This window comes from Micromonospora sp. ATLC16 (genome assembly GCF_057196645.1).
This window is the reverse complement of record NZ_JBXUOW010000001.1, coordinates 100,433-121,490: the sequence shown is the minus strand read 5'-3', so window position 1 is coordinate 121,490 and position 21,058 is coordinate 100,433. Positions and strand designations below refer to the sequence as shown.

Sequence of the window (21,058 nt, the reverse complement as noted above, 5' to 3'; positions counted from 1 at the left end):
GGTCCATCCCAACCGGATACTCATGTCGGCGACATGTTTCCGCCGACCGGAAGTTCAGGTGACCGGATACCCGGTCACCGGAGCGCTCAGCCCTTCCCGTCGGTGGGCCGATCACCCGTCGCGTCGTCGTCGGCCTGGTCGTCGCCGGCCAGGGCGGACCGCAGCCGCTCCTTCTCCCCGCGGCGACGCTCGGCGGCGGCGGCCATCTCCTCGGCCATCTCGTCACGCCAGCCCTTGAGCAGGAAAAACGAGAGCGCTGCGGAGAACAGCAGTGCCAGGATCAACTTGAGGAAGATGTCCAGGTCGACCGGCCAGAGGGCCGCCACCACGACCACGAACAGACCGATCCGGCCGAGCGTGTACTTGACCGCCGCACTCACGTTCGTTCGCTCCGCTCGCTCACGTCGTCACTCTGCCTCAGCCGGTCCGGTTGGCCAGCCAGCGCACGCCCGGAAACCAGATCATCGCGTACACCACGGTGAACGTGGTCGCGGCGAGCACGCCGGACAGCAGCGGCGGCAGCGCCGTGGCCACCCCGGCCACCAGCAGTCCGGAGACCACCGCCATCGCCACGGCCACCAGCGCGGCCACCACCCGGGGCGCACCGAAATCCCACGCCCGGAAGTCCTCCCAGAACAGCCAGGCAGGCAGGATCACGGCGAGCCAGCCGTTCGCCTGGCCGAACTCACCGGCACCGAACCAGGCGAAGGCGACGTCGAGGAGCACCAGCACGAGCAGCCCGATGACCACCCCGGCCAGGCCGACACCCACCAGGTCGCCCAGGGTGCGGACCCGCCCCTCGGCGTCCCGGCGGGGAAACGCGCTCTGCTGCTCGGCCATCGTCGTGCCAGGGTACGCGTCGGATCAGGCCCAGACCTGCTGCGGCTCGGCCCGACGCTCGGCCAGCGTGGGGGCCGCGTCGTACTCACGGACCACCTCGTAGCGGGTGTTGCGCTCGACCGGACGGAACCCGGCGTCCCAGATGAGGTGCAGCAGGTCGTCGCGGTGCATGGTGTTCGGCGTCCCGTACGAGTCGGCGTCGTGGGTGATCTTGTATTCCACGACCGAGCCGTCCAGGTCGTCGACACCGAAGTTGAGCGAGAGCTGAGCCACCGACAGTCCGTGCATCACCCAGAAGCACTTGACGTGCGGAACGTTGTCGAGCAGCAGGCGGGAGACCGCGAAGGTCTTCAGCGACTCGGCCGGCGAGGCCATCGTGGTGCGGGCCTGAATCCGGTTACGGATCTTCCCGTCCGCCGAGTCGACGAAGTCGTGCTGGTAGCGCAGCGGAATGAAGACCAGGAAGCCGCCGGTCTCGTCCTGCAACTCACGCAGCCGCAGTACGTGGTCGACCCGGTGCCGGGGCTCCTCAATGTGGCCGTAGAGCATGGTCGACGGGGTTTTCATCCCCTTGGTGTGCGCCAGCCGGTGGATCCGGGACCAGTCCTCCCAGTGGCAGGCGTGGTCGACGATGTGCTGGCGGATCTCCCAGTCGAAGATCTCCGCACCGCCGCCGGTCAGCGACTCCAGGCCCGCGTCCATCAACTCGTCGAGGATCTCGTCGGCGCCCAGTCCGCTGATCTTCTCGAACCACTGCACCTCGGTCGCGGTGAACGCCTTGAGCTTCACGTTCGGCAGCGCGGCCTTCAGCTCGCGCAGGACCTTGGGGTAGTAACGCCAGGGCAGCGTCGGGTGCAGGCCGTTGACGATGTGCAGCTCGGTGAGCTGCTCGTCCTCCATCTCCTTGGCCTTGCGAACCGCCTCGTCGATGCGCATGGTGTACGCGTCCTTCTCGCCCGGCTTGCGCTGGAAGGAGCAGTACGCGCAGCTCGCGCTGCACACGTTGGTGAGGTTCAGGTGCCGGTTGACGTTGAACATCACCCGGTCACCGTTCATCTCGGTGCGCCTGTGGTGGGCCAGCCGCCCCAACCAGGTCAGATCGTCGCTGGAGTAGAGGGCTATCCCGTCCTCACGAGTCAGCCGCTCCCCCGCGTACACCTTCGCCTCGAGTTCGCGCTTGAGTCCGGCGTCCATCGAAAGCCCCGTCCCCTTCCACCTGCGGTCGCGACCGGAACGCGGTCGCCACCCGAGCCTACGTCGGCCGCGGCGGCAACTCACACCGTGGTCATTGGCAGCAGACTCTCAGCCTCCCGTTATCCGGCCGGACATCGACATCAGTGCACCACCTGAGGTAAGACAGGGTGGGGCACGACACACGCTGGTAGCGTCCCGAAGCGCCGCGCCGACCGAGCGTGGCAGAGCAACGACCGGACGAGGAGCGGGATGATCGACAGCACGGACGGAAGGCAGTGGCGACGAGGTCCGGCGGTCTCACCGGTGCTACGTCCGGCGCTCTGGTCCGCCCTGCTCGCCGCGGTCGCCAGCACGGTCCTCGCCGCACCGGCGTACGCCGAGCCCGGCATACCCGTCACGGTGCCCGACAGCGGCTCCCGTCCCGCGGCCACCGGTCCGCTCCAACTACCCGGCATGCCCGCCGGTAACACTCCGGGCCTGACGCCACCGGCGCTCGGCGCTCCCGGTGCCAGCACGCTGGAGACCCGGATCACGGCCGCCGAGGCGCGGGTCGCCGAGTTGGGCACCCGGCTACTCGAACTCGAACAGCAGCGCAACGAGGTGCAGACCCAGCTCCGCACCGCCGAGCGTGATCTGGAGTTCGCCCGGGGCGCGGTCCAGCAGGCGCAGCAGCGTGCCGACCAGGCAGCCGCCGAAGCGATCAAGGTTGCCGCCGCGCTACCGCCCGGCGGCTTCGCCACCGACCTGCGCGACCTGGATCTGCTCGGCCGGGCCTACCGGGGAGAGAAGGTCGGGCACGACACCCGCCCCGCCGCCGGCGGCATGACACGCGCCCGGGCCATCGAGCAGGTGGCGACGCAGGCATTCACCGCCACCCAGTCGCGGCTCCAGGTCATTCAGCAGCAGTACACCGCCACCCAGCAGGCGCTACGCGACGCCGAGGCGGAGCTAATCAAGCTGCGCGACGAGAACTCCACGCAGCTGGTCAAGTTGGCCCGCCAACAGGAGACGGCCGAGCAGCAGATCGGTGCCGACTACGTCGACCAGTCCGCCGGTGGGCTGGCCGCGCACCTCACGGCAAAGGCCGCCGTAGCGTACGCCCGGAAACAGCTCGGCGACCCGTACGTCTGGGCGGCCGAGGGACCGAACTCGTTCGACTGCTCGGGCCTGATGTGGGCGGCATACCGATCGGCGGGTTACCGACAGCTGCCGCGAGTCTCGCGGGACCAGTACCGCGCAACCAGCTCGCGGACGGTGCCTCGCACCGCTCTACTTCCCGGCGACCTGCTCTTCTTCGCCTCGGGCAGCAGTTGGCGCAGCATCCATCACGTGGGAATGTACGTCGGCGGCGGCAAAATGATCCACGCACCGACCACCGGTGACGTGGTCAAGATCTCCACGGTCCGGTGGTCCCGGCTCTACGCCGCGACCCGGGTGGTGGGCGCGGTGCCGGCGCCGACGTCCCCGCCCACCCCGTCGCAGCCGCCGGCACCCAAGCCCAAGCCGACGCCGAAGCCCACCAAGACGGCCAAGCCCACCAAGACGGCCAAGCCCACCAAGACGCCGAAGCCCACCAAAACGCCGAAGCCCACGAAGACGCCCAAGCCCACGAAGACGCCGACTCCCTCCCCCACCTCGTCGGGCGGCACGCCGCCGGCGACCACCACGCCGCCGGCGACCACCACGCCGCCGGCAACCACCACCCCGCCGGCAACCACCACCCCGCCGGCGACCACCACCCCGCCGGCCACCCCGTCGGCGACCACCACCCCGCCGGCCATCCCGTCGGCGACCCGGTCGGCGACCACCACCCCGTCGGCGACGACCTCAGCGTCCAGGACCACCGCACCGACCCTCGAAGCCGGCAGCGTCGCGCCGACCACGGCCGCCGGCAAGGCCGAACCGACCACCGAGGCGAGCAGCGCGGCGCCGGAGGACAGCGCCTCGGCCCGCCCGTCCACGGTCGGCGGACGGTGACCTGACCCCGACATCGCACCCGTCGATCCGCGACGACCGCCGGTCACCGAGAGCAACAGGGCGTTTGGAGACTTCACCTGAACCCTCATGTCTCTGTGACATTTTCATGTCACAGAGACATGACGCTCGGAGGACATCCATCCGTGGCCGCAGGCCGGCCACGACGTCCACGCTGATAAGGGTCTGTCGATGTCCGGTCTGCCGGCGACTGATCACACCACAACGCGGGTACACACTCCGGGTGTGCTGCGCGGACGGAATGTGGCACGGTGTCACTCAGGCACTCCGGTCCGGCGGTACGGGTCGGTGGCGAGCGTGGCGCGGAGGCGACGATGACGGAGCAAGAGGTTCCGGCGGGGCCGGCGGACCCGCCCCCTGCCCCCAAGCCGGAGCCCACCCCCGCCGTCGAGTCGCAGCCGGCTATGCGCGGCGTCCCGGACAGAACGGCCGATGAGTCGGCCGAACCTGTTGCTCAACCGCCCACCCCCCGTCCGATCGCGGACGTCGCCGGCCGGGCGGCGGGACCGGCCCGGGGCCGGGCGGGCGTCGCCGGGGCGACGGTGCCCGGCGACGTGACTCACGGCCAGCCACCGGCCGGCGACGGACCGACCGTGACCGGCGGGGGCACCACGTACCGGGCCACCGCCGGACCGGTGGGCACGAGCGGCAGTGTCGATCCCACCGGAGCGGCTTCGGTGACCGGCACGGCCAACGTTCCCGGTCAGCGGGAGGAAATTCGGCCGAGCCCGGCGCCGGCAGCACCGGACCCGGCACGGGCCAGCGTTCGGGTACCCAACCTCAGCCCGGTGAGCGTGGACGAGGCGCAGTCCGCCGGGGGCGGCGGCAAGGCAACAGGTGTCTACCGCTCCACTCCGGCTCACGTGGCCAGGCCGGCCGAACCGCCCACGCCACCCGCGCCCGAGCCGGAACCCGCACCCCATCCCCCGGCGCCCGGGCCGATCCCACCGTCGCCGGCACCGACGCCACCGACGCCCGGTCCGTACCCGCCGGGACCGGCCCCGGTTCCGCCCACCCCCCGACCCGCACCACCGGTTCCGGGTCCGCCGACGCCCCCTCCCAGCCCACCCGTACCGGCACCACCGCCGCCACCGGGTCCGATGCCGGCACCGCCGTTCCCGCCCCCACCGGCCACCGCCCGACCCACGCCGTCCGTTGCCGTGTCCCGAAGCGTTCCGTCCGACGGCCCAAGCGAGGTTGACGCGGCTCCGGTAGTGCCGGCACCGGCGCTGCCCGTCTGGCCGCCGCCGACGGACCCCGCCGGCCGCCGTGACGAGCCTGGGCCCAGTTCGCCGGGGGTCGCGCCTCGACCCTCGTCCCGTCCGGGACTGCGCCCGGGCTCCGCCGGTTCGCTCGCGGGCTCCGCCGGGTCGCTCGCGGCGGTGGACCCGCCGGGCGAGGATCCGGGTGCGACGCGACCCCAGAGCAGCACGTCCGAACAGGCCGCGCGGGTCGGGACGTCCGAGACCGGATCGCCGCCAAGTGTCCGGCCGCCCGGGAAGCCGGAGCGCACGCCCCGTCCGGCCGAAGCGGAACAGCCGTACCGCCCGCCCGGGCCTGCGCCAACGCAGCGTCCCGGCGGTTCCGACCTGAGTGCGTACTACGCCGGACTTGATAGTTCGGCGACGGTGGTGTTCCCGACCGTTGATCAGGAGACCTCCGGCTCGTTGACCGGCCACATCCTGGCGCAGGGTTGGGCGGACACGGCGGCCGAGCGGTCCCGCAGCAACCTCCGGGTCGTGATCCTGATGGCGGTCGCGCTGGGGATGCTGGTGGCGATCAGCGTCCTTGTGGTGCTGTTCGCGAACGACGCGCTGCCCAGCGCGAGCAGTGGCCTCGCGGACGACCGACGGCTTGTGGATCGTTGGTGAGTCCGCCCACTACGCGACTCCGGCGCGGGTAAGCAGGCGCCGACCGCCGTACACTTGTCTCTGATCATTGACCTGGCGCGTGTCACGCGCGCCCATGGGCGTTCTTGCGGAAGATCCGGCGGCCACGGCCGCAGCGGGACATCGCGAAGATGCGCCCCGCTCGAAAGGCATTTCTTGACCACCTCCACTGACCTCGGCACGCCCCCGTTCTCCCCCGACCTTTCCGCCGCGCCGCAGCCGGCCGGCACGACCGCCCCGGTCACCTTCGACTCGCTCGGGCTTCCCCGGCAGTTGGTCCGCGCCCTGGACCGACAGGGCATCACCACGCCGTTCGAGATCCAACAGGCCACCGTGCCGGACGCGCTCGCCGGACGCGACGTGTTGGGCCGTGGGCAGACCGGCTCCGGTAAGACGCTCGCCTTCGGGCTGCCGTTGCTGGCCCGGATCGCCGCCGGCGAGCGGGCCCGCCCCCGACGTCCACGGGCGCTCGTGCTGGTGCCCACCCGGGAACTGGCCATGCAGGTCAACGATGCGCTGATGCCGCTGGGCAAGGCCGTCGACGTGTTCCTCAAGACCACCGTCGGCGGGGTGCCGTACGACCGGCAGATCGATGCCCTGCGGCGCGGCGTCGAGGTGGTGGTGGCCACGCCGGGTCGGCTCGCCGACCTGATCGACCGGGGTGTCTGCCAGCTCGACGACGTCGAGATCACCGTGCTCGACGAGGCCGACCAGATGGCCGACATGGGTTTCCTGCCCGAGGTCACCGAGCTGTTGGCGAAGACGCCGGCGGGCACGCAGCGACTGCTCTTCTCGGCCACTCTCGACGGTGACGTCGACGCACTGGTGCGGCGGTTCATGACCGACCCGGTCACCCACTCGACCGCACCGGCGACCGCCGCCGTGTCCACGATGGACCACCACCTGCTGCTCATTCCGCCGCAGGAGAAGTTCCCGGTGACCGCGTCGATCGCCGCGCGGGCGGGCCGGACCATCGTCTTCGCCCGTACCCAGTTGGGCGTGGACCGGCTGGTCACGCAGCTCGCCGCCGTCGGCGTACGGGCCGGTGGGCTGCATGGGGGCAAGACCCAGCGGATGCGCACCCGCACGCTGGCGGAGTTCCGTGAGGGGCGGACGAACGTCCTGGTCGCCACGGACGTCGCGGCGCGGGGCATCCACGTCGACGGGGTCTCCCTCGTGCTGCACGTCGACCCGCCGAAGGACCCGAAGGACTACCTGCACCGTGCGGGGCGTACCGCCCGGGCCGGTGAGGCCGGCGCGGTGGCCACCCTGGTGCTGCCGAAGCAGCGCCGCACCACCCTGGCGATGCTGGAGAAGGCCGGTGTGGAGCCGGCCCAGTCCCGGGTACGCGTCGGCGACCCCGTGCTGGCCGAGCTGACCGGGGCGCGGGAGCCGAGCGGGGTGCCGGTACGCGACGAGCCGGAGCCCCGGCGCGGCAGCCGGCCGGGCGGCCCCCGGCGCTTCGGCGACCGGCCGGGCGGCGAGCGCCGCTACGCCGACCACGGTCACCGGGGCGAACGTCGCTTCGCGGAGCAGGCACCTGGCGACCGCCGGCACCACGACAACCCGCGCGGCGAGCGCCGCTTCGGCGGTGACCGGGGCGGTCGGTCGGACGGTTGGAACACGCACGACCGGCCACGCGAGGAACGGCGTGGGACGGGTGGCCGGCCGCGGGCCCGCAGCTACTGACCGCCGCGCTCCGCTCGCGGTGCTGATCTCCGGCGCATACGCTGCCCGGCTCCGCCGGGTGGCGTAACGTCCGGCTCATGCCGACCACGCCGAAGTCACTGCTATGGACCCGTACTGACACCGCCGGTGCCGAGCACGCCCTGGTCGACGACGGCCACGGCTTGACAGCGACGGGCACCCAGTTGGCCGTCGACCCGGTTCCCTACACCTGTCGCTACCAGGTGGCCACCGACACCGACTGGGCCAGTGTCCGCCTGGAGGTCGAGGTCGAGGGGGCCGGGTGGCGGCGCAACGTACGGCTCGAACGGGCGACGCAGCGGTGGCGGGTGACCGCCGCCGAGCAGGGTGACCTCGACGCGGTCCTGACCGCCGCGGGGCACGCCCCGGCCGGGCTGCCCGGCCTGGAGGACCCGGATCGGCTGGCCGACGCCCTCGACGTGGATCTGGGTGGCTCACCGCTGTTCAACACCCTGCCGCTGCGCCGGCTCGGCCTGAACACGGCACCCCCCGACACCGCCCACTCGATAAGCGTGGCCTGGGTGCTGCTGCCCAGTCTCACCGTGCTCCCCACCGAGCAGACGTACACCGGGCTGGGCCCGAACAGCTTCCGGTACGCCAGCGGCGGCTTCAGCGCCGAGGTCGAGGTGGACCCGGAAGGCTTCGTGCTGCGCTATCCCGGCCTGGCCGAACGCGCGCCCACCCGCTGAGGCTTCCGCCGCAAGCCGGCGGCTCTGGTCGGCGGCTCAGGTCGGCCAGGAGCCGTCGGTCAGGAACCGGTCGACGGTGGCCAGGTGCGGTGCCAGGTCGAGGCCCTGCCCGGCCACCCACTCGTCGGCGTAGTAGGTGTCGGCGTACCGGTCGCCCGCGTCGCAGATGAGGGTGACCACCGAGCCGGATCGGCCGGCGGCCAGCAGTTCGGCGATCAGGCCGAAGGCACCCCACAGGTTGGTGCCGGTCGAGCCACCCACCCGCCGGCCCAGCACCGCCGACGCGGCTCGCATGGCCGCCAGCGAGGCCGCATCGGGCACCTGCACCATCCGGTCCACCACCGAGGGCAGGAACGACGCCTCGACGATCGGCCGGCCGATGCCCTCGATCCGGGAACCCCGGCCGGTGCGCACCGACCAGTCGGCCGCCTGCCAGCCGGGATAGAACGCGGAGTTCTCCGGATCGACCACGCAGAGCTTGGTGGGCAGCCGCCGGTAGCGGGCATAGCGGCCGATGGTGGCGCTGGTGCCGCCGGTACCCGCGCCGACCACGATCCAGGCCGGTATCGGATGCCGTTCCAGGGCGAGCTGCGCGTAGATCGACTCGGCGATGTTGTTGTTGCCCCGCCAGTCGGTGGCCCGCTCCGCGTAGGTGAACTGGTCCATGTAGTGCCCGCCGGAGTCCTCGGCGAGCCAGCGTGCCTCGATGACCACCTTCGCCGGGTCCCGCACGAGATGGCACCGACCGCCCTGGAACTCGATCTGGGCGATCTTCTCGGGCGAGGTGGAGGCGGGCATCACCGCGACGAAGGGCAACCCGAGCATTCGGGCGAAGTACGCCTCGGAAACCGCCGTCGAGCCGGAGGACGCCTCGATGATCGTGGTGGCCGGTCCGATCCAGCCGTTGCAGAGCCCGTAGAGGAACAAGGAACGGGCCAGCCGGTGCTTCAGCGACCCGGTCGGATGGACCGACTCGTCCTTGAGGTAGAGGTCGATCCCCCAGTGCCGGGGCAGCGGGAACGGCAGCAGATGGGTGTCGGCGGACCGGTTCGCGTCCGCTTCCACCGCTGCGATCGCCTCGGTCACCCACCGCCGGCTGGCCTCGTCGCACCGGTCGAGATGAGTCACGCTCGAAACCTAGCAAGTTGACCTGTGCTGCTCGGGCTCAGGCCGTCGGCGGAGCAACCGATTGCGGTCGGTTCTCCCACTTGGTCGACAGCGCGATGCCGGTACGGGTGGAGGCGACCCCGGGTGTCCGGTTCAGCCGTACGATCAACTGCTCCAGCTCGGCGATGGTACCCACCCGGGCCTTGAGCAGGAAGGACTCGACGCCGGCCATGAAGTAGCAGGATTCGATCTCGGGCATGGCCCGGAACGCCTCCAGCACGTCGTCGGTGTCGGCCCCGGAGTCCTCCATGATGCCGATCAGGGCGGTCACCCCCAGCCCGATGGTCTCCGGCTCAACCTCCGCGCGGTACGCCCGGATGACGCCCCCGGCCTCCAGCTTCCCGACCCTTTCGTGCACTGCCGGAGCGGAAAGACCGACCTGGCGGGCCAACTCGGCGTACGACAGCCGAGCGTTGCCGCGGAGCAGGTCCACGAGGTTGAGGTCGATGGCGTCCACGGTCTGTGACCCTAGTCGGCGCGGCGCGACACCCGGACTCCGGTATCCGTTTGATCTGGCAGCGGGTGACAGTTCGCATACCCGGGGTTCGGAGGCCGCGACGCCGGTACCATTTACTAACTTCCCACTCAGTGCGTTTTTCGCGTTTGGCGGACACGCCCGGTCGCTGGTGCTGTAATTGCCATACGTCCCTCATGACGGCTCTGGGCTCGCACCGGCCGGGGGCAGTGTGTTCAGCCGGGGGCTTCGTCGACGCGAGGAGGGGGCTGTGGACACTGGAGATCGCCTGCTGACACCGGGTGAGGTCGCCGCACTGTTTCGGGTGGACCCGAAAACCGTGACGCGATGGGCGGCGGCGGGCCGGATCGGGAGCATCCGGACTCCAGGAGGGCATCGCCGGTTTCGGGAATCCGAGGTGCGAGCCCTGCTTGAAGGGGAGGGCATGCTGGACGAGGCGGACGAGATGGATAGACCGCGCAACGCGGGCCCATCCGCTTCGACCGGCCCTGCGGGCCCGGCAAATGCCGGCATGTACTGAGTTGCGGGTCGGAACGCGGATCGGCCGTCAGGTCCGGTCCGCGTTCAACTTTCCGGCCCACCGCTTGAACAGGGTGTGCGGCACATCGAGGGCGTCGAGCACCTTGCCCGCCACGAAGTCCACCAGCTGGGCTCCGGAGGCGGCGGCACCCGCACCGTAGAAGCCGGGACTGGCCGGCAGCACCACCGCGCCGGCGTCATGCAGCGCAATCAGGTGTTCCAGGTGACTTCGGGTCACCGGAGTCTCCCGGGGCACGACGACCACCCGCCGACGTTCCTTGAGATTCACCTCGGCGGCGCGCTGCAACAGATCCTTGGACAGGCCGATGGCGATGCCGGCGCAGGCCGCCGTGCTGGCGGGCACCACCACCATCCCCCGTACCGGGTAGGAGCCGCTGCTCGGTCCGGCGGCGAGGTCGCCGGCGGGCCAGTGGCGCAGGTCCGCCGTAGCGGTGTCCCGCCCGATCCAGGCGGCCAGGTCCGCCGCCCAGTGAGCGTCCCGGAACGGCCGTCCGGTCTCGTCGAGGACGGTCAGCCGGGCGGCCCGGGAGACGATCAGGTCCACCGGCTCCCCGGCGTCGAGCAACCCGCGTACGACTGCGGCCGCGTACGGCGTGCCGGATGCCCCGGACACCCCGACCACCCATGGTTGGCGCATGCCCTCAGCCTGCCTGGTCACCACGGGCGCTGGTCGAGCACCCCGGGAACTCTGTCCGAGGTGCCCATGATCGTCGCAGGCTGAGCCGTTACGCCACCGTTGCCCGGCGGGTCTGCGGGGGTCACCGGGAGCTGGCATGCTGCCGGGGACGAAAGCACCGTGGGAGCCGACCGGAAGGATGTGGGGACCATCTCGTCGTCGGCCGGCTCCGCGCACCACATCTTGTTGCCTTCATTGCGTGCCGCCTGCCCCATCGCGCCGCAGCTCTCCCCGTACGCCGACGAGGTGCAGGCGTGGTTGGCGGCCGAGCTGCCGTTGGACGCCCCGACGCGGGAACGGCTGGGGCGGGCCGGTTTCGCCCGCTACGCCGGGCGGCTCTACCCCGACGCCACCGAGCCCGACCTACGCACCTTGACCGCGCTGTTCACCTGGTTCTTCCTGGTCGACGATGCCTGCGACGGGCCCGAGCGGGTCGGCCTGGACGAGATCCGTGCCCTGCGCGACGGCGCGATCGCGCTGCTGCACGGCGGCCTCCGGCTGCGGCACCCGGGCCTGGCCGGTCCGTTGCGCCGGCTGCTGGTCAGCGCTTGGCGGGAGCCGCACCGCCGGATGCCGGCCCGCTGGCGGCTGCGCTTCGCCGACGCGGTCGCCCATCACCTCGACGGCACCTGGCAGGAGGCGGTCAACAAGGCGACCGGGCACACGCCCGACGTCGAGGAGTACGTCGAGCTGCGCCGGGCGACCTCGGCGGCGTACGTGTCGTATCCGCTGGGGGAGTTCGTCACCGGCCGGCCGCTGCCCGAACCGGTCTACCACCACCCACGGCTGGGCCAGCTCCGCGACGTCGGAAACGACCTGCTCTCCTGGTACAACGACATCGCGTCGCTGGACCGGGACGCGGCCACCTCCGGCGGGCACAACCTGGTGCTGGCGCTGGCCACGGCACATCGCGTGCCGGTGCCCGCCGCCGTCGAGCTGGCGGCGCAACGCTGGCACGAGTCGATGCGGCGCTTCGTCACCCTGCGCACCACGGTGCCCTCGTTCGGCCCGGCGCTGGACCGGGCCGTCACCGCCCACCTCGACGGGGTGGCCCGGGCTGTTCGCGGCACCATCGACTGGACCATGGAGAGCGCCCGCTACGCCGTGCCGGGCAGCAGGTGACAGTCGTTCAGGCGCGTAGGCCGAGCCGGACGACCAGGTCGAGCAGGGCGAAGGCGAACAGTGCGATGCCGACGAAGCCGTTCGCGGTGAAGAACGCCCGGTTGACCCGGCTCAGGTCGGTCGGCGTGACCACCAGGTGCTGGTAGCCGAAGGCGACGGCGGTGAGCGCCAGCCCGATCCACCAGAGCCAGCCGAAGCCCATCAGCACGCCGAACCAGCCGAACAACGCGAAGGTGACCACGTGCGCGACCGTGGAGGCGTGCAGGGCGAAGCGCAGCCCGTAGCGGGCCGGCACGCTGTGCACGCCGATCTCCCGGTCGACCTCGGCGTCCTGGCAGGCGTAGATCAGGTCGAACCCACCGATCCACAGGCCGACGGCGGCGCCGAGCAGCCAGGCCGGCCCGGAGCCGGCGAAGGTGCCGGTCACCGCGAGCCAGGCGCCGACCGGGCCGACCATCTGGGCGGCGGCCAGGATGGCGTGCGGCCAGTTGGTGAACCGCTTGCCGTACGGGTAGACCACCAGCGGGACCACGGCCAGCGGCGCGAGCACCAGGCAGAGCGGGTTGAGCAGGGCGGCGGCGGCGAGGAAGACCACCAGGGCGACGCCCGCGCCGGTCCAGGCCGTCCGCAGGCTCACCGCCCCGGTCACCAGTTCCCGGTTGGCGGTACGCGGGTTCCGCGCGTCGATCCGGCGATCCAGAATGCGGTTCGCCGCCATCGCGAACGTCCGCGCCCCGACCATCGCCACGGTGATCAGCAGCAGGTCGAGCCAGCGCACCCGCCCGCCGTTCACCTGCATCGCGGCCAACGCCGACAGGTACGCGAACGGCAGCGCGAACACCGAGTGCTCGATCGCCACGAGCTTGAGGAAGGACTTCACGCGCCCGGGGCGCTCGGTCGGCTGCACAGCGGCGGCGGTGGCCATCAGACGCCGTACTCCTTCCAGCGCTTGTCGACCAGCGAGACGACCTCGGGGGCCATGGTCATCTCCTCGGGCCAGCCCCGGTGGTAGCCCTCCTCGGGGAGCTTGCGGGTGGCGTCGACGCCGGCCTTGCCGCCCCAGAACTGCTGGTACGACGCGTGATCCAGGTGATCCACCGGACCCTCGGTGAGCAGCAGGTCCCGGGCGTAGTCGACGTTGCCGAACGCGCGGAAGGCGACCTCGCGGTAGTCGTGCACGTCGCAGTCCTCGTCCACGATCACGATCAGCTTGGTCAGCGACATCATGTGCGCGCCCCAGATCGCGTTCATCACCTTCTGGGCGTGCTTCGGGTAGCGCTTGCGGATCGACACGATCGCGCAGTTGTGGAAGACACCGGCGGCCGGCAGGTCGTAGTCGACGATGTCCGGGATCAGGAAACGCAGCAGCGGCGCGAAGATCCGCTCGGTGGCCTTGCCGAGCCCGTGGTCCTCCTGCGGCGGCTTCGACGTGACGATCGAGTGGTAGACCGGGTCGCGTTGCGTGGTCATCGCCTCGACGTGCAATACCGGGAACGGTTCGACCGGGGTGTAGAAACCGGTGTGGTCGCCGAACGGCCCCTCCGGCAGCCGCTCGCCCGGCTCCAGGTAGCCCTCCAGCACCACCTGGGCGTGCGCCGGCACCTGCAACGGCACGGTAAGGCAGTCGACCATCTCCACCCGTTCGCCGCGCAGGAAGCCGGCGAACAGGTACTCGTCGATGTCGGCGGGCAGCGGCGCGCTGGACGCGTAGCTGACCACCGGGTCGCAACCGATGGCGATGGCGACCGGCAGCCGCTGGCCGAGCCGCTCGGCGACGGCGTGGTGTGCCGTCGAATTCTTGTGGATCTGCCAGTGCATGCCGAGCGTGTTGTGGCTGTGCTGCTGAAGCCGGTAGAGGCCGAGGTTCCGCTTGCCGGTCTCCGGGTGCTTGGTGTGGGTCAGCCCGAAGTTGTGGAAGATCCCACCGTCACCCGGCCACACCTGGAGCCCGGGCAGCCGGTTGAGGTCTACGTCGTCTCCCCGGTAGACCACCTGCTGGCAGGGGGCGGTCCTGACCTTCTTGGGCGGCATCGAGGTGAGCTGCATGACCTTGCCGAGGCCGCCCATCATGCCGGAGAAACCCACCGGCAGCTCCGGCTTGAGCATCTCGCCGATCCGGTTGCCGATCTCGTCCAGCGACTCGACGCCGAGCGCCATCGCGGTGCGCTTCTCGGTGCCGAACAGGTTGATCGCCACCGGCATCTCACCCCGGGTGGGCTGCTCGAACAGCAGCGCCGGCCCGTCCGCCCGCACCGCTCGGGTGACGATCTCGCTGATCTCCAGCGTCGGGTCGACCGGGACGCTGACGCGCCGCAGTTCACCCGCGCGTTCCAGTGCCGCGAGGAAGTCCTTGAGATCGGTGTACGGGAAGCCACGAGCCGCCATGCCCGCAAGTCTCCCGCACCGCCCGACCGGCCTGCCAAGCGCGGGCGGACTTTTGGTCGGGGATCACCTCACACGGGGCATCGGGTGTCGCACTTCAGATCTAAGCTCATGACGCCCGACCGGCGCACCCCCGCGCGCCGCGCCGCTCCTACCCGCGCAGGACGACGACTCCGAGGAGTGACAGATGGACCAGGTCGGGACAAACCACTCCCGGTACGCCCGGCCGGGCCGGCTGACCTCTGCCGGGCCGTTCGCCTCGCTTCTCGAAGCGGTGCCGTCCGACCCGGCCGAGATCGCCCGGACGATCCAGGGGCTGCTGATCCACGAGCACATCGCCGGCGCGTACGGGGTCACGTTGAACGAGGCCGACCGGCAGACCGTGCACCTGCGGCCCGCCGACGATCTGATCGCCCGCATCGCGGGCGGGCCGGACGACCCGCCGCTGACCAGCCCCCGCGTCCCCGAGAAGCGCGTGGCCGGCAACTGCCGGCACTATTCGCTGCTGCTGGTCACGGCGCTGCGGGCCCGGGGCGTACCGGCCCGTGCCCGCTGCGGCTTCGGCGACTACTTCGTCGACGGCAGGTACGAGGACCACTGGGTCGCCGAGTACTGGCATGCCGAGCAACTGCGCTGGATCATGGTCGACGCCCAGCTCGACGAGCGCCAGCGTGAGCTGTTCGGGATCGACTTCGACGTCATGGACGTGCCACGGGACCGGTTCCTGGTCGCCGGTGAGGCGTGGGCCCGCTGCCGGGCCGGCCACGCGGACCCGGACGCCTTCGGGCTCAGCTTGACCGACGAGGGCGGCTGGTGGTGGATCGCCGGCAACATGATGCGCGACGCCGCCGCGCTGCACGGGGTGGAGCTGCTGCCGTGGGACTTCTGGGGCGCGATGCCCGCCCCGGAGGAAAAGCTCGACGATGACCGGATGGCCCTCTTCGACGAGCTGGCCCGGCTGACCCGCGAGCCCGACGAGCACGCGGAAGAGCTGCTCCTGCTGTACGCCGACGAGCGGCTGGTGGTCCCCGCCACCGTTCGCAACGATGTACGCGACCGCGACGAACCGGTGTGACGACCACCCCGCCACCGTCAGGCAGTCGGCTGCCAGGCGTACGCGATCAGGGGCGGGTCGATCGGCGCTCGGGTGAGTCGGTTGGCGAAGGTGGAGAGGGTGTAGGTACCGACGCCGAGCACCACGTCCAGAGCGTGCCGAGGCTGGTAGCCGGCGGCCAGGAAGGCGGACAGCTCCTCGTCGGGCACCGCGCCCCGATGGTCGAGTACGGCCAGGGTGAAGCGCCGCAACGTCTCCAGCCGCTCGTCGGGCAGGTTCGTGCCGGCGCGCAGCGCGTCGATCAGCTCGCCGGCAGCGCCGTGCCGGACGAGGGTGGCGGTGTGCATGGCGACGCAGAGGTGGCATTCGTTCCGGCCGGCGATCGTGAGCACCACGACCTCCCGCTGGATCGGGTCCAGTCCGCATTTCTCGAAGCTGGCGTTGGCGGTCAGGAAACCCTTGAGCAGTTCAGGGGACTCGGCCATCAGGCCGACCGCACCGGGCAGGTAGCCGATCTTGCGGTGTACGCCGGTCATGGTGGCTCGGGCGGTCTCCGGGGCGGTGTCGATGGTGTGGGTGGTGTAGGCGTGCGTGGACATGGTGAAACCCCTTGCCGTAGATTGGTCAACGTGGTTGACCAAATCGTAAACCAGGTTGTCGAAATTGCCAACACCTGATCCGCAGCGACCCGGCTTCGTACTGCCACTGCTGCTGCTTGCCGGCTTCCGGACGCTCATCGACGATCTGCACGCCGAGCTGGCCCGGCAGGGTCACACGGAGCTGCGCCCACTGCACGGCTTCGTGCTCCAGGCCGTCGGTGCCGACGGCACCACCGCCTCCGAGCTGGCCAACCGGCTGGGCGTCTCCAAGCAGGCCGCCGGCAAGACCGTGGACCGGCTGGTCGCCCTCGGCTACCTGGAACGCGCCGACGACAGCCGCGACGCCCGCCGCAAACTGGTCCGACTGACCCCGCGCGGGCTCGACGGGCTACGCCGGTCGGCGGTCGTCTTCGACGAACTGCGACAGCGCTGGACGGAAACACTCGGCGCGGACCGGGTGGCAGCCATCGAGGACGACCTGCGGACCGTCACCCCCGCCAACTGGTTCCGGCTCGACGTCCCGGGGTGGTTCACCGGCTGACCGGAAGCACCGCCAGGAACGCCCGCCAGGCCGCCGGGCCGAAGGTCAGCACCGCGCCGTCGCGGTCCTTGCTGTCCCGGACCGCGACCAGGCCGGGCAGGTTGTCGGCCACCTCGACGCAGTCTCCGCCGTTGGTGCTGCTCCGGGTGCTGGTGCGCCACCGGGCGTCGGTCAGCTCCGCCATGACTCCGCCACCTCCGTCAACAACTCGATCGACTGCCGGGGCGGCAACGCCTCGCCCTGGATCGCCTCCCAGGAGGCCCGGATCGCCAGCACGTCCTCGGTGTGGTCGATCACCTGGCCCTTGAGCTGATCGTCCAGATAGGCCACATCCTCCCCACTGGGAAGGGTAGCCAGCACGAAGGCCCCGGCGACACCCGGATACGCGCCGACCGAGGCGGGCACCACGTGCAGCCGTACCCGGGCGTGCTCGGTGGCCAGCTTGACCAGCCGCCACAGTTGCTCGCGCATCACCACCGGCCCGCCGACCGGCCGGCGCAGCACATGCTCGTCGAGCACCGTGACCAGCTGCGGCGGGCGCTCGCCGGCAAGCACCGCCTGCCGGGCCAGCCGCGCCTCCACCCGCCGCTCCACCTCCGCGTCGTCGTAGAGCCCGACGCTGCGGAACAGCGCGCGGGCGTACGCCGAGGTCTGCAGCAGCCCCGGCACCACCGTGTGCTGGAACGACCGCAGCACGGTGGCCTGCCGCTCGTTGGCCTCCCACTCCCGCATCCACTGCGGCGACCCGAACCGGGCCAGCATCCGAACGAACGCGCCGCCGGTGTCCAGCGCCGCGTCCGCCCGCTCCCAGAAGTCGGGCGGCGGCTTACGCGCCTCGGTCTCCACCATGGCCACAGTGGACGGCGAATAGTTGATCGCCCGAGCCAGGTCCTCCTGCGTCACCCTGCGCGCCGCCCGCATGTGCCGCAGCTCCTCGATCAGCACCCGCGACCGCTCGTCCACCCGCACCACTCCTCACCAGCATGTCCTGCCTTCTCACCGCCCTCACCAGGAACCACGCCAGGCACACAGGGCGATCGGTTGCCTTCCGAGCGTAGTCGGCGGTTGGCCAGACTGTCCCCATCGGAACCGCCCGGATCCGACCCGAAAAGGACGGGCGCAACCGAAGCGGGGCCGTCCGGCACGTCGGCGACGGACGGCCCCGCCTCCGGCCCGGCTCACCAGATAGGGGTACGCGGATGACAACGCAGCTTCACGTGCCGCTTCGGCCGCTCTGGCTGTGTCGGGCCTGCGCCGCACCGTGGCCCTGCGCCACGGCCCGGCTGACCCTGCTGGCCGACTACCGGGACACCCCGGTCGCCCTGTCGATCTACCTCGGCGGGATGCTGTACGACGCCGTCGAGGACCTGTACCGCCTCAACCCGCACGACGCGCCGAAGCCGGCCGCGCTACACGACCGCTTCCTCGGCTGGGCCGCCCCACGAGCCCCCCGCCCACAAGCCACCGACTGACCGCCACCGCTGTCCCACGATTGGTCGTACGCTCGCACCTCATGACGACCGCCCCCGACGACGAGCCGGCGGCCACCTCCGAGGGCCTTGGCGTGACGGCCACCTCCCCGGAGTCTGTGGCGGAGGCGGAGCGGATCCAGCAGGAGTTGCGGCAACGCCTCGACCTGGCTGACTGTCCGGGCGGCGCGCCGAGGCTGGTCGCCGGCGTGGACGTGTCGTACCACAAGGATTCGCCCCGGATCGTCGCCGCCGCCGTGGTCATCGACCTGGCCACCGGCGTCGAGGTGGAGTCGGCGGTGGTACCGGGCACGGTGAGCTTCCCGTACCTGCCGGGGCTGCTGGCCTTCCGGGAGGTGCCGATCCTGCTGACGGCGTTGGGCCGGCTCGACCATCGCCCCGAGGTGGTGGTCTGCGACGGGTACGGCATCGCCCATCCCCGGCGGTTCGGACTCGCCTGCCACCTGGGCGTGCTGACCGGTCTGCCCACCTTCGGGGTGGCGAAGACGCCCTTCGTCGGTGCGTACGACGAGCCCGGCACCCATCGGGGCGACTGGTCGGCGCTGCGGGAGGGCGACGAGGTGCTGGGTCGGGTGCTGCGCACCCAGACCGAGGTCAAGCCGGTGTTCGTCTCGGTCGGCCACCGCACCAGCCTCGACCAGGCGACCACGATCACGCTCGACCTGAGCCGCCGCTACCGCCTGCCGGAAGTGATCCGTCGAGCCGACTTCCTCTCCCGCGAAGCCCTCCGCTGACTGGCACTTCATGAGGTCGAGTAGATCTTGGGAGAATCTCACCTTCCGTGGACCGAGACGCCGGGCGACGGCAGCATTGCGGCATGTCGGATGCGTACGTCGTCGGTGAGCCGGACGGGCTGTCGCCGCTACAGGTCGAGCTGCGCGATGCCATCGCCCGTGAGTTGCACGCACAGCTCGCGCTGCGGTCCGAGCGGATCGAGCTGGCCGATGTGCCGGAGGTCGCCTACCAGGTCACCCTGCGGGTGAGCGAGACGCTACGGCGGGACCGGCTGCTGTCGGACCCGCCTCGGAGCTGATGTCGACACCTTCCGGCGGTGTGCCGCTCATGGGTGCGCTGGTAGCCGCAGTACCTGCGGAGATTGCGACCCATTCCAGGTCGGCCCACTCGACGCCCCGATCGAAGATTCCTCACGTCTTGATCAGGTGCACGACCCATCATCTTGCGGGTCAGGAGGCGGCCGGACGGTTCAGCGAGTCGTGCACGGCGACGGTGAGGGAGACCGCCTCGGTCAGGTCGGTCGGGCGGATCACCCCGGCGGGAAGAGCCCGGGCCGGCCAGCCCGGCCCGGCCGCGAGCACCAGCATAGGCCGGCTCGACGCGGTGAGCAGGGCGGTGAGTTGGGCCGGGTCGGCGGTGGCCCGAGTCTGCGACCAGAGCACCACGGCGGCCGGACCGGTCCGGTCGATCGCGGCGAGCAGTGCCGCCGTCGGCACCCGGGCACCGAGCATCCGGTAGCCGACCCCGGCCTCGGCCAACGCTGCGGCGAGCGCCTCCAGCGGCAGGCTGTGCTGCTCCTCGTCGGCGCAGGAAAGCAGGACTCGGGGTGCCCCGGGGACGGGGCCGGCGGACGCCACCACGCTCAACGCCGTCGAGACGCAGCGGGACACCAGGTGCTCGACCTCGATCAGCAGGCCGGTGGCGGCGTGCCGCTCGCCGATGCCGACGAGCAGCGGGCGGAGCAGTCGGTCCCAGGTCGCGACCACACCGTCGGCGGCGATGGCGCGGGAGATCGTCGCACTGATCGACGCGGCGTCCAGGCGTATCGCGGCGCGGGCCAGCCCCCGGGCGTCCGGCCCGGCCCGGCCGACCGGGATGGTCGTGCCACCGCCGTCCCGTCGCCTGCGCACGGCACGGGAGATGTCGAGGGGCGCGAGAGGGTCGGGTGCCTGACGGGCCCACCGGGCCGCCTCGGCAGGGCTCACCCCATCGGCGGTGAGCCGTCGCATCACCTCTAGCCGAGCCAGATCTGCCGGCGTGTAGCGCCGGTGGTGGCCCGGAATGTGCTGGCTGGGCCCGAGGCCGTACCGCTGGTGCCAGGTACGTAGTGTGGTCACCGCGACCCCCAGGCGCTGGGCGACCACGCCCGCGCTCAGCGCCTCATCGGCCACCCGGCCGCTCCGGCGCGTCGTAGGCCGGCTGCGTGGGTTGCAGCAGCCGATCCAGGACACCACCCAGCCACGGCGCGTAGGCGTCGGGGTCCTGGCGGAGCGCGGCGGCGAGCTGGGCCGGCTCGACCCAGCGCAGTTCCGCCACCTCGGTCGGCTCGGGGCGCATCGACCCGTCGGGGTGGAACTCACCGCGCAGGACGTGGTCGTACTCGACCTCGACCCGCCCGGTGGTCGGATCCTCGGCGCGGTAGACGTAGACGCCGATCTCGGTCAGCGGCACCGGCCCGGCACCCAGCTCCTCGGACAGTCGCCGGTTGGCAGCCTCGGTCAGGGCCTCGCCCGGCTTGGGGTGGCCGCAGCAGGAGTTGGCCCAGCGCAACGGGAAGCGGGTCTTCGTCGCCGCGCGTCGCTGGAGCAGCACCCGGCCGTCCGGCGCCACGAGCAGTACGGAGAACGCCCTGTGCAGCTGACCGGGCGGCTGGTGGGCCGCGGCCACCGTGGCCTCCCCGACGGGGCGGCCGGTGTCGTCGACCAGTTCGACAAGGTGCTCCTCCCGGGACTCCGGCATCAGC

General features: G+C 71.4%; 24 protein-coding genes. 11 read left to right on the top strand and 13 right to left on the bottom strand.

What is annotated here, in order from left to right; genetic code table 11:
* Positions 1-86: 86 nt before the first annotated feature.
* The 3 genes from AC2CHE_RS00610 to mqnE are packed head-to-tail and all read right to left on the bottom strand — an operon-like array spanning position 87 to position 2,034.
* Entirely contained in the window at positions 87-380 is a 294-nt protein-coding gene (locus AC2CHE_RS00610) for a DUF4229 domain-containing protein (RefSeq protein WP_484502891.1), read from the bottom strand.
* Positions 381-417: 37 nt separating this feature from the next.
* Entirely contained in the window at positions 418-840 is a 423-nt protein-coding gene (locus tag AC2CHE_RS00605; RefSeq protein WP_484502890.1) for a hypothetical protein, read from the bottom strand.
* A gap of 24 nt (positions 841-864) precedes the next feature.
* The gene (gene mqnE / locus AC2CHE_RS00600; protein ID WP_484502889.1) at positions 865-2,034 is read right to left on the bottom strand and encodes an aminofutalosine synthase MqnE; all 1,170 of its coding nucleotides are present in this window, start codon (positions 2,032-2,034) and stop codon (positions 865-867) included.
* A gap of 249 nt (positions 2,035-2,283) precedes the next feature.
* On the opposite strand from mqnE, the gene AC2CHE_RS00595 reads away from it, so the two are divergent.
* The 4 genes from AC2CHE_RS00595 to AC2CHE_RS00580 all read left to right on the top strand — a co-directional run bounded on the left by AC2CHE_RS00595 (position 2,284) and on the right by AC2CHE_RS00580 (position 8,314).
* Complete coding sequence (locus AC2CHE_RS00595) at positions 2,284-4,011, top strand: C40 family peptidase (protein ID WP_484502888.1); 1,728 nt, start codon at positions 2,284-2,286, stop codon at positions 4,009-4,011.
* 1,646 nt (positions 4,012-5,657) lie between these two features.
* Positions 5,658-5,900 carry a hypothetical protein gene (locus AC2CHE_RS00590; RefSeq protein WP_484502887.1) on the top strand — a complete coding sequence of 81 codons (243 nt, stop codon included), beginning with the start codon at positions 5,658-5,660 and terminating at the stop codon, positions 5,898-5,900.
* A 174-nt stretch (positions 5,901-6,074) separates the two neighbouring features.
* Positions 6,075-7,607 carry a DEAD/DEAH box helicase gene (locus AC2CHE_RS00585; protein WP_484502886.1) on the top strand — a complete coding sequence of 511 codons (1,533 nt, stop codon included), beginning with the start codon at positions 6,075-6,077 and terminating at the stop codon, positions 7,605-7,607.
* A gap of 77 nt (positions 7,608-7,684) precedes the next feature.
* On the top strand, positions 7,685-8,314 hold the full coding sequence (locus AC2CHE_RS00580; RefSeq protein ID WP_484502885.1) for a putative glycolipid-binding domain-containing protein: 630 nt from the start codon (positions 7,685-7,687) through the stop codon (positions 8,312-8,314).
* 36 nt (positions 8,315-8,350) lie between these two features.
* Here the strand turns inward: AC2CHE_RS00580 and cds1 are convergent, their stop codons facing one another.
* Both cds1 and AC2CHE_RS00570 read right to left on the bottom strand, forming a co-directional pair.
* Positions 8,351-9,442 carry an L-cysteine desulfhydrase Cds1 gene (gene cds1 / locus AC2CHE_RS00575; protein WP_484502884.1) on the bottom strand — a complete coding sequence of 364 codons (1,092 nt, stop codon included), beginning with the start codon at positions 9,440-9,442 and terminating at the stop codon, positions 8,351-8,353.
* A 37-nt stretch (positions 9,443-9,479) separates the two neighbouring features.
* Entirely contained in the window at positions 9,480-9,938 is a 459-nt protein-coding gene (locus AC2CHE_RS00570; protein ID WP_484502883.1) for an Lrp/AsnC family transcriptional regulator, read from the bottom strand.
* Between the two features lie 268 nt (positions 9,939-10,206).
* Between AC2CHE_RS00570 and AC2CHE_RS00565 the strand changes: the two genes are divergently transcribed.
* Positions 10,207-10,476 (top strand): BldC family transcriptional regulator, encoded by a 270-nt coding sequence (locus AC2CHE_RS00565; RefSeq protein ID WP_484502882.1) that lies wholly within the window; start codon positions 10,207-10,209, stop codon positions 10,474-10,476.
* A 27-nt stretch (positions 10,477-10,503) separates the two neighbouring features.
* Here the strand turns inward: AC2CHE_RS00565 and AC2CHE_RS00560 are convergent, their stop codons facing one another.
* Complete coding sequence (locus AC2CHE_RS00560) at positions 10,504-11,133, bottom strand: UbiX family flavin prenyltransferase (protein WP_484502881.1); 630 nt, start codon at positions 11,131-11,133, stop codon at positions 10,504-10,506.
* A gap of 225 nt (positions 11,134-11,358) precedes the next feature.
* On the opposite strand from AC2CHE_RS00560, the gene AC2CHE_RS00555 reads away from it, so the two are divergent.
* Complete coding sequence (locus AC2CHE_RS00555; RefSeq protein WP_484502880.1) at positions 11,359-12,294, top strand: terpene synthase family protein; 936 nt, start codon at positions 11,359-11,361, stop codon at positions 12,292-12,294.
* 7 nt (positions 12,295-12,301) lie between these two features.
* Here AC2CHE_RS00555 and mqnP read toward each other — a convergent pair whose 3' ends face one another.
* Together mqnP and AC2CHE_RS00545 are read right to left on the bottom strand one after the other, a co-directional pair.
* Positions 12,302-13,219 (bottom strand): menaquinone biosynthesis prenyltransferase MqnP, encoded by a 918-nt coding sequence (mqnP, locus tag AC2CHE_RS00550; protein WP_484502879.1) that lies wholly within the window; start codon positions 13,217-13,219, stop codon positions 12,302-12,304.
* Positions 13,219-14,679 carry a menaquinone biosynthesis decarboxylase gene (locus AC2CHE_RS00545; RefSeq protein ID WP_484502878.1) on the bottom strand — a complete coding sequence of 487 codons (1,461 nt, stop codon included), beginning with the start codon at positions 14,677-14,679 and terminating at the stop codon, positions 13,219-13,221. The genes mqnP and AC2CHE_RS00545 overlap by 1 nt, the downstream gene beginning before the upstream one ends.
* A 184-nt stretch (positions 14,680-14,863) precedes the next feature.
* Here AC2CHE_RS00545 and AC2CHE_RS00540 point away from each other — a divergent pair, with 184 nt between their 5' ends.
* Complete coding sequence (locus AC2CHE_RS00540) at positions 14,864-15,751, top strand: transglutaminase-like domain-containing protein (RefSeq protein WP_484502877.1); 888 nt, start codon at positions 14,864-14,866, stop codon at positions 15,749-15,751.
* A gap of 17 nt (positions 15,752-15,768) precedes the next feature.
* Here AC2CHE_RS00540 and AC2CHE_RS00535 read toward each other — a convergent pair whose 3' ends face one another.
* On the bottom strand, positions 15,769-16,329 hold the full coding sequence (locus AC2CHE_RS00535; protein WP_484502876.1) for a carboxymuconolactone decarboxylase family protein: 561 nt from the start codon (positions 16,327-16,329) through the stop codon (positions 15,769-15,771).
* Between the two features lie 64 nt (positions 16,330-16,393).
* Here AC2CHE_RS00535 and AC2CHE_RS00530 point away from each other — a divergent pair, with 64 nt between their 5' ends.
* Positions 16,394-16,870, top strand: a complete 477-nt coding sequence (locus tag AC2CHE_RS00530) for a MarR family winged helix-turn-helix transcriptional regulator (protein ID WP_484502875.1) — start codon at positions 16,394-16,396, stop codon at positions 16,868-16,870.
* Here the strand turns inward: AC2CHE_RS00530 and AC2CHE_RS00525 are convergent.
* Positions 16,860-17,054 carry a DUF397 domain-containing protein gene (locus AC2CHE_RS00525; RefSeq protein ID WP_484502874.1) on the bottom strand — a complete coding sequence of 65 codons (195 nt, stop codon included), beginning with the start codon at positions 17,052-17,054 and terminating at the stop codon, positions 16,860-16,862. The two genes, AC2CHE_RS00530 and AC2CHE_RS00525, sit on opposite strands and share 11 nt — an antisense overlap.
* Entirely contained in the window at positions 17,042-17,833 is a 792-nt protein-coding gene (locus AC2CHE_RS00520) for a helix-turn-helix domain-containing protein (RefSeq protein ID WP_484502873.1), read from the bottom strand. Before AC2CHE_RS00520 ends, AC2CHE_RS00525 begins: the two co-directional genes overlap by 13 nt.
* A gap of 236 nt (positions 17,834-18,069) precedes the next feature.
* Here AC2CHE_RS00520 and AC2CHE_RS00515 point away from each other — a divergent pair, with 236 nt between their 5' ends.
* From AC2CHE_RS00515 to AC2CHE_RS00505, 3 genes are all read left to right on the top strand, one after another.
* The gene (locus AC2CHE_RS00515; RefSeq protein WP_484502872.1) at positions 18,070-18,342 is read left to right on the top strand and encodes a hypothetical protein; all 273 of its coding nucleotides are present in this window, start codon (positions 18,070-18,072) and stop codon (positions 18,340-18,342) included.
* Positions 18,343-18,458: 116 nt separating this feature from the next.
* Positions 18,459-19,094 (top strand): endonuclease V, encoded by a 636-nt coding sequence (locus tag AC2CHE_RS00510; RefSeq protein ID WP_484503022.1) that lies wholly within the window; start codon positions 18,459-18,461, stop codon positions 19,092-19,094.
* A gap of 83 nt (positions 19,095-19,177) precedes the next feature.
* Positions 19,178-19,393: a hypothetical protein gene (locus AC2CHE_RS00505; protein ID WP_484502871.1), complete on the top strand. Its 216-nt coding sequence runs from the start codon at positions 19,178-19,180 to the stop codon at positions 19,391-19,393.
* Between the two features lie 151 nt (positions 19,394-19,544).
* Here AC2CHE_RS00505 and AC2CHE_RS00500 read toward each other — a convergent pair whose 3' ends face one another.
* Positions 19,545-20,486 carry a MerR family transcriptional regulator gene (locus tag AC2CHE_RS00500; protein WP_484502870.1) on the bottom strand — a complete coding sequence of 314 codons (942 nt, stop codon included), beginning with the start codon at positions 20,484-20,486 and terminating at the stop codon, positions 19,545-19,547.
* Positions 20,476-21,054, bottom strand: coding sequence for an isopentenyl-diphosphate Delta-isomerase (gene idi / locus AC2CHE_RS00495; protein WP_484502869.1), 579 nt, complete (start codon positions 21,052-21,054; stop codon positions 20,476-20,478). Before idi ends, AC2CHE_RS00500 begins: the two co-directional genes overlap by 11 nt.
* Positions 21,055-21,058: the final 4 nt, after the last annotated feature.

Bases quoted from the DNA above. Each gene is read 5' to 3' on its own strand.
- AC2CHE_RS00595 (WP_484502888.1), top strand. From the start codon at position 2,284: ATGATCGACAGCACGGACGGAAGGCAGTGGCGACGAGGTCCGGCGGTC.
- AC2CHE_RS00605 (WP_484502890.1), bottom strand. From the start codon at position 840: ATGGCCGAGCAGCAGAGCGCGTTTCCCCGCCGGGACGCCGAGGGGCGG.
- AC2CHE_RS00540 (WP_484502877.1), top strand. From the start codon at position 14,864: ATGGACCAGGTCGGGACAAACCACTCCCGGTACGCCCGGCCGGGCCGG.
- AC2CHE_RS00515 (WP_484502872.1), top strand. From the start codon at position 18,070: ATGACAACGCAGCTTCACGTGCCGCTTCGGCCGCTCTGGCTGTGTCGG.
- AC2CHE_RS00580 (WP_484502885.1), top strand. From the start codon at position 7,685: ATGCCGACCACGCCGAAGTCACTGCTATGGACCCGTACTGACACCGCC.
- idi (WP_484502869.1), bottom strand. From the start codon at position 21,054: ATGCCGGAGTCCCGGGAGGAGCACCTTGTCGAACTGGTCGACGACACC.
- AC2CHE_RS00505 (WP_484502871.1), top strand. From the start codon at position 19,178: ATGTCGGATGCGTACGTCGTCGGTGAGCCGGACGGGCTGTCGCCGCTA.
- AC2CHE_RS00560 (WP_484502881.1), bottom strand. From the start codon at position 11,133: ATGCGCCAACCATGGGTGGTCGGGGTGTCCGGGGCATCCGGCACGCCG.
- mqnE (WP_484502889.1), bottom strand. From the start codon at position 2,034: ATGGACGCCGGACTCAAGCGCGAACTCGAGGCGAAGGTGTACGCGGGG.
- mqnP (WP_484502879.1), bottom strand. From the start codon at position 13,219: ATGGCCACCGCCGCCGCTGTGCAGCCGACCGAGCGCCCCGGGCGCGTG.
- AC2CHE_RS00525 (WP_484502874.1), bottom strand. From the start codon at position 17,054: ATGGCGGAGCTGACCGACGCCCGGTGGCGCACCAGCACCCGGAGCAGC.
- AC2CHE_RS00535 (WP_484502876.1), bottom strand. From the start codon at position 16,329: ATGTCCACGCACGCCTACACCACCCACACCATCGACACCGCCCCGGAG.
- AC2CHE_RS00545 (WP_484502878.1), bottom strand. From the start codon at position 14,679: ATGGCGGCTCGTGGCTTCCCGTACACCGATCTCAAGGACTTCCTCGCG.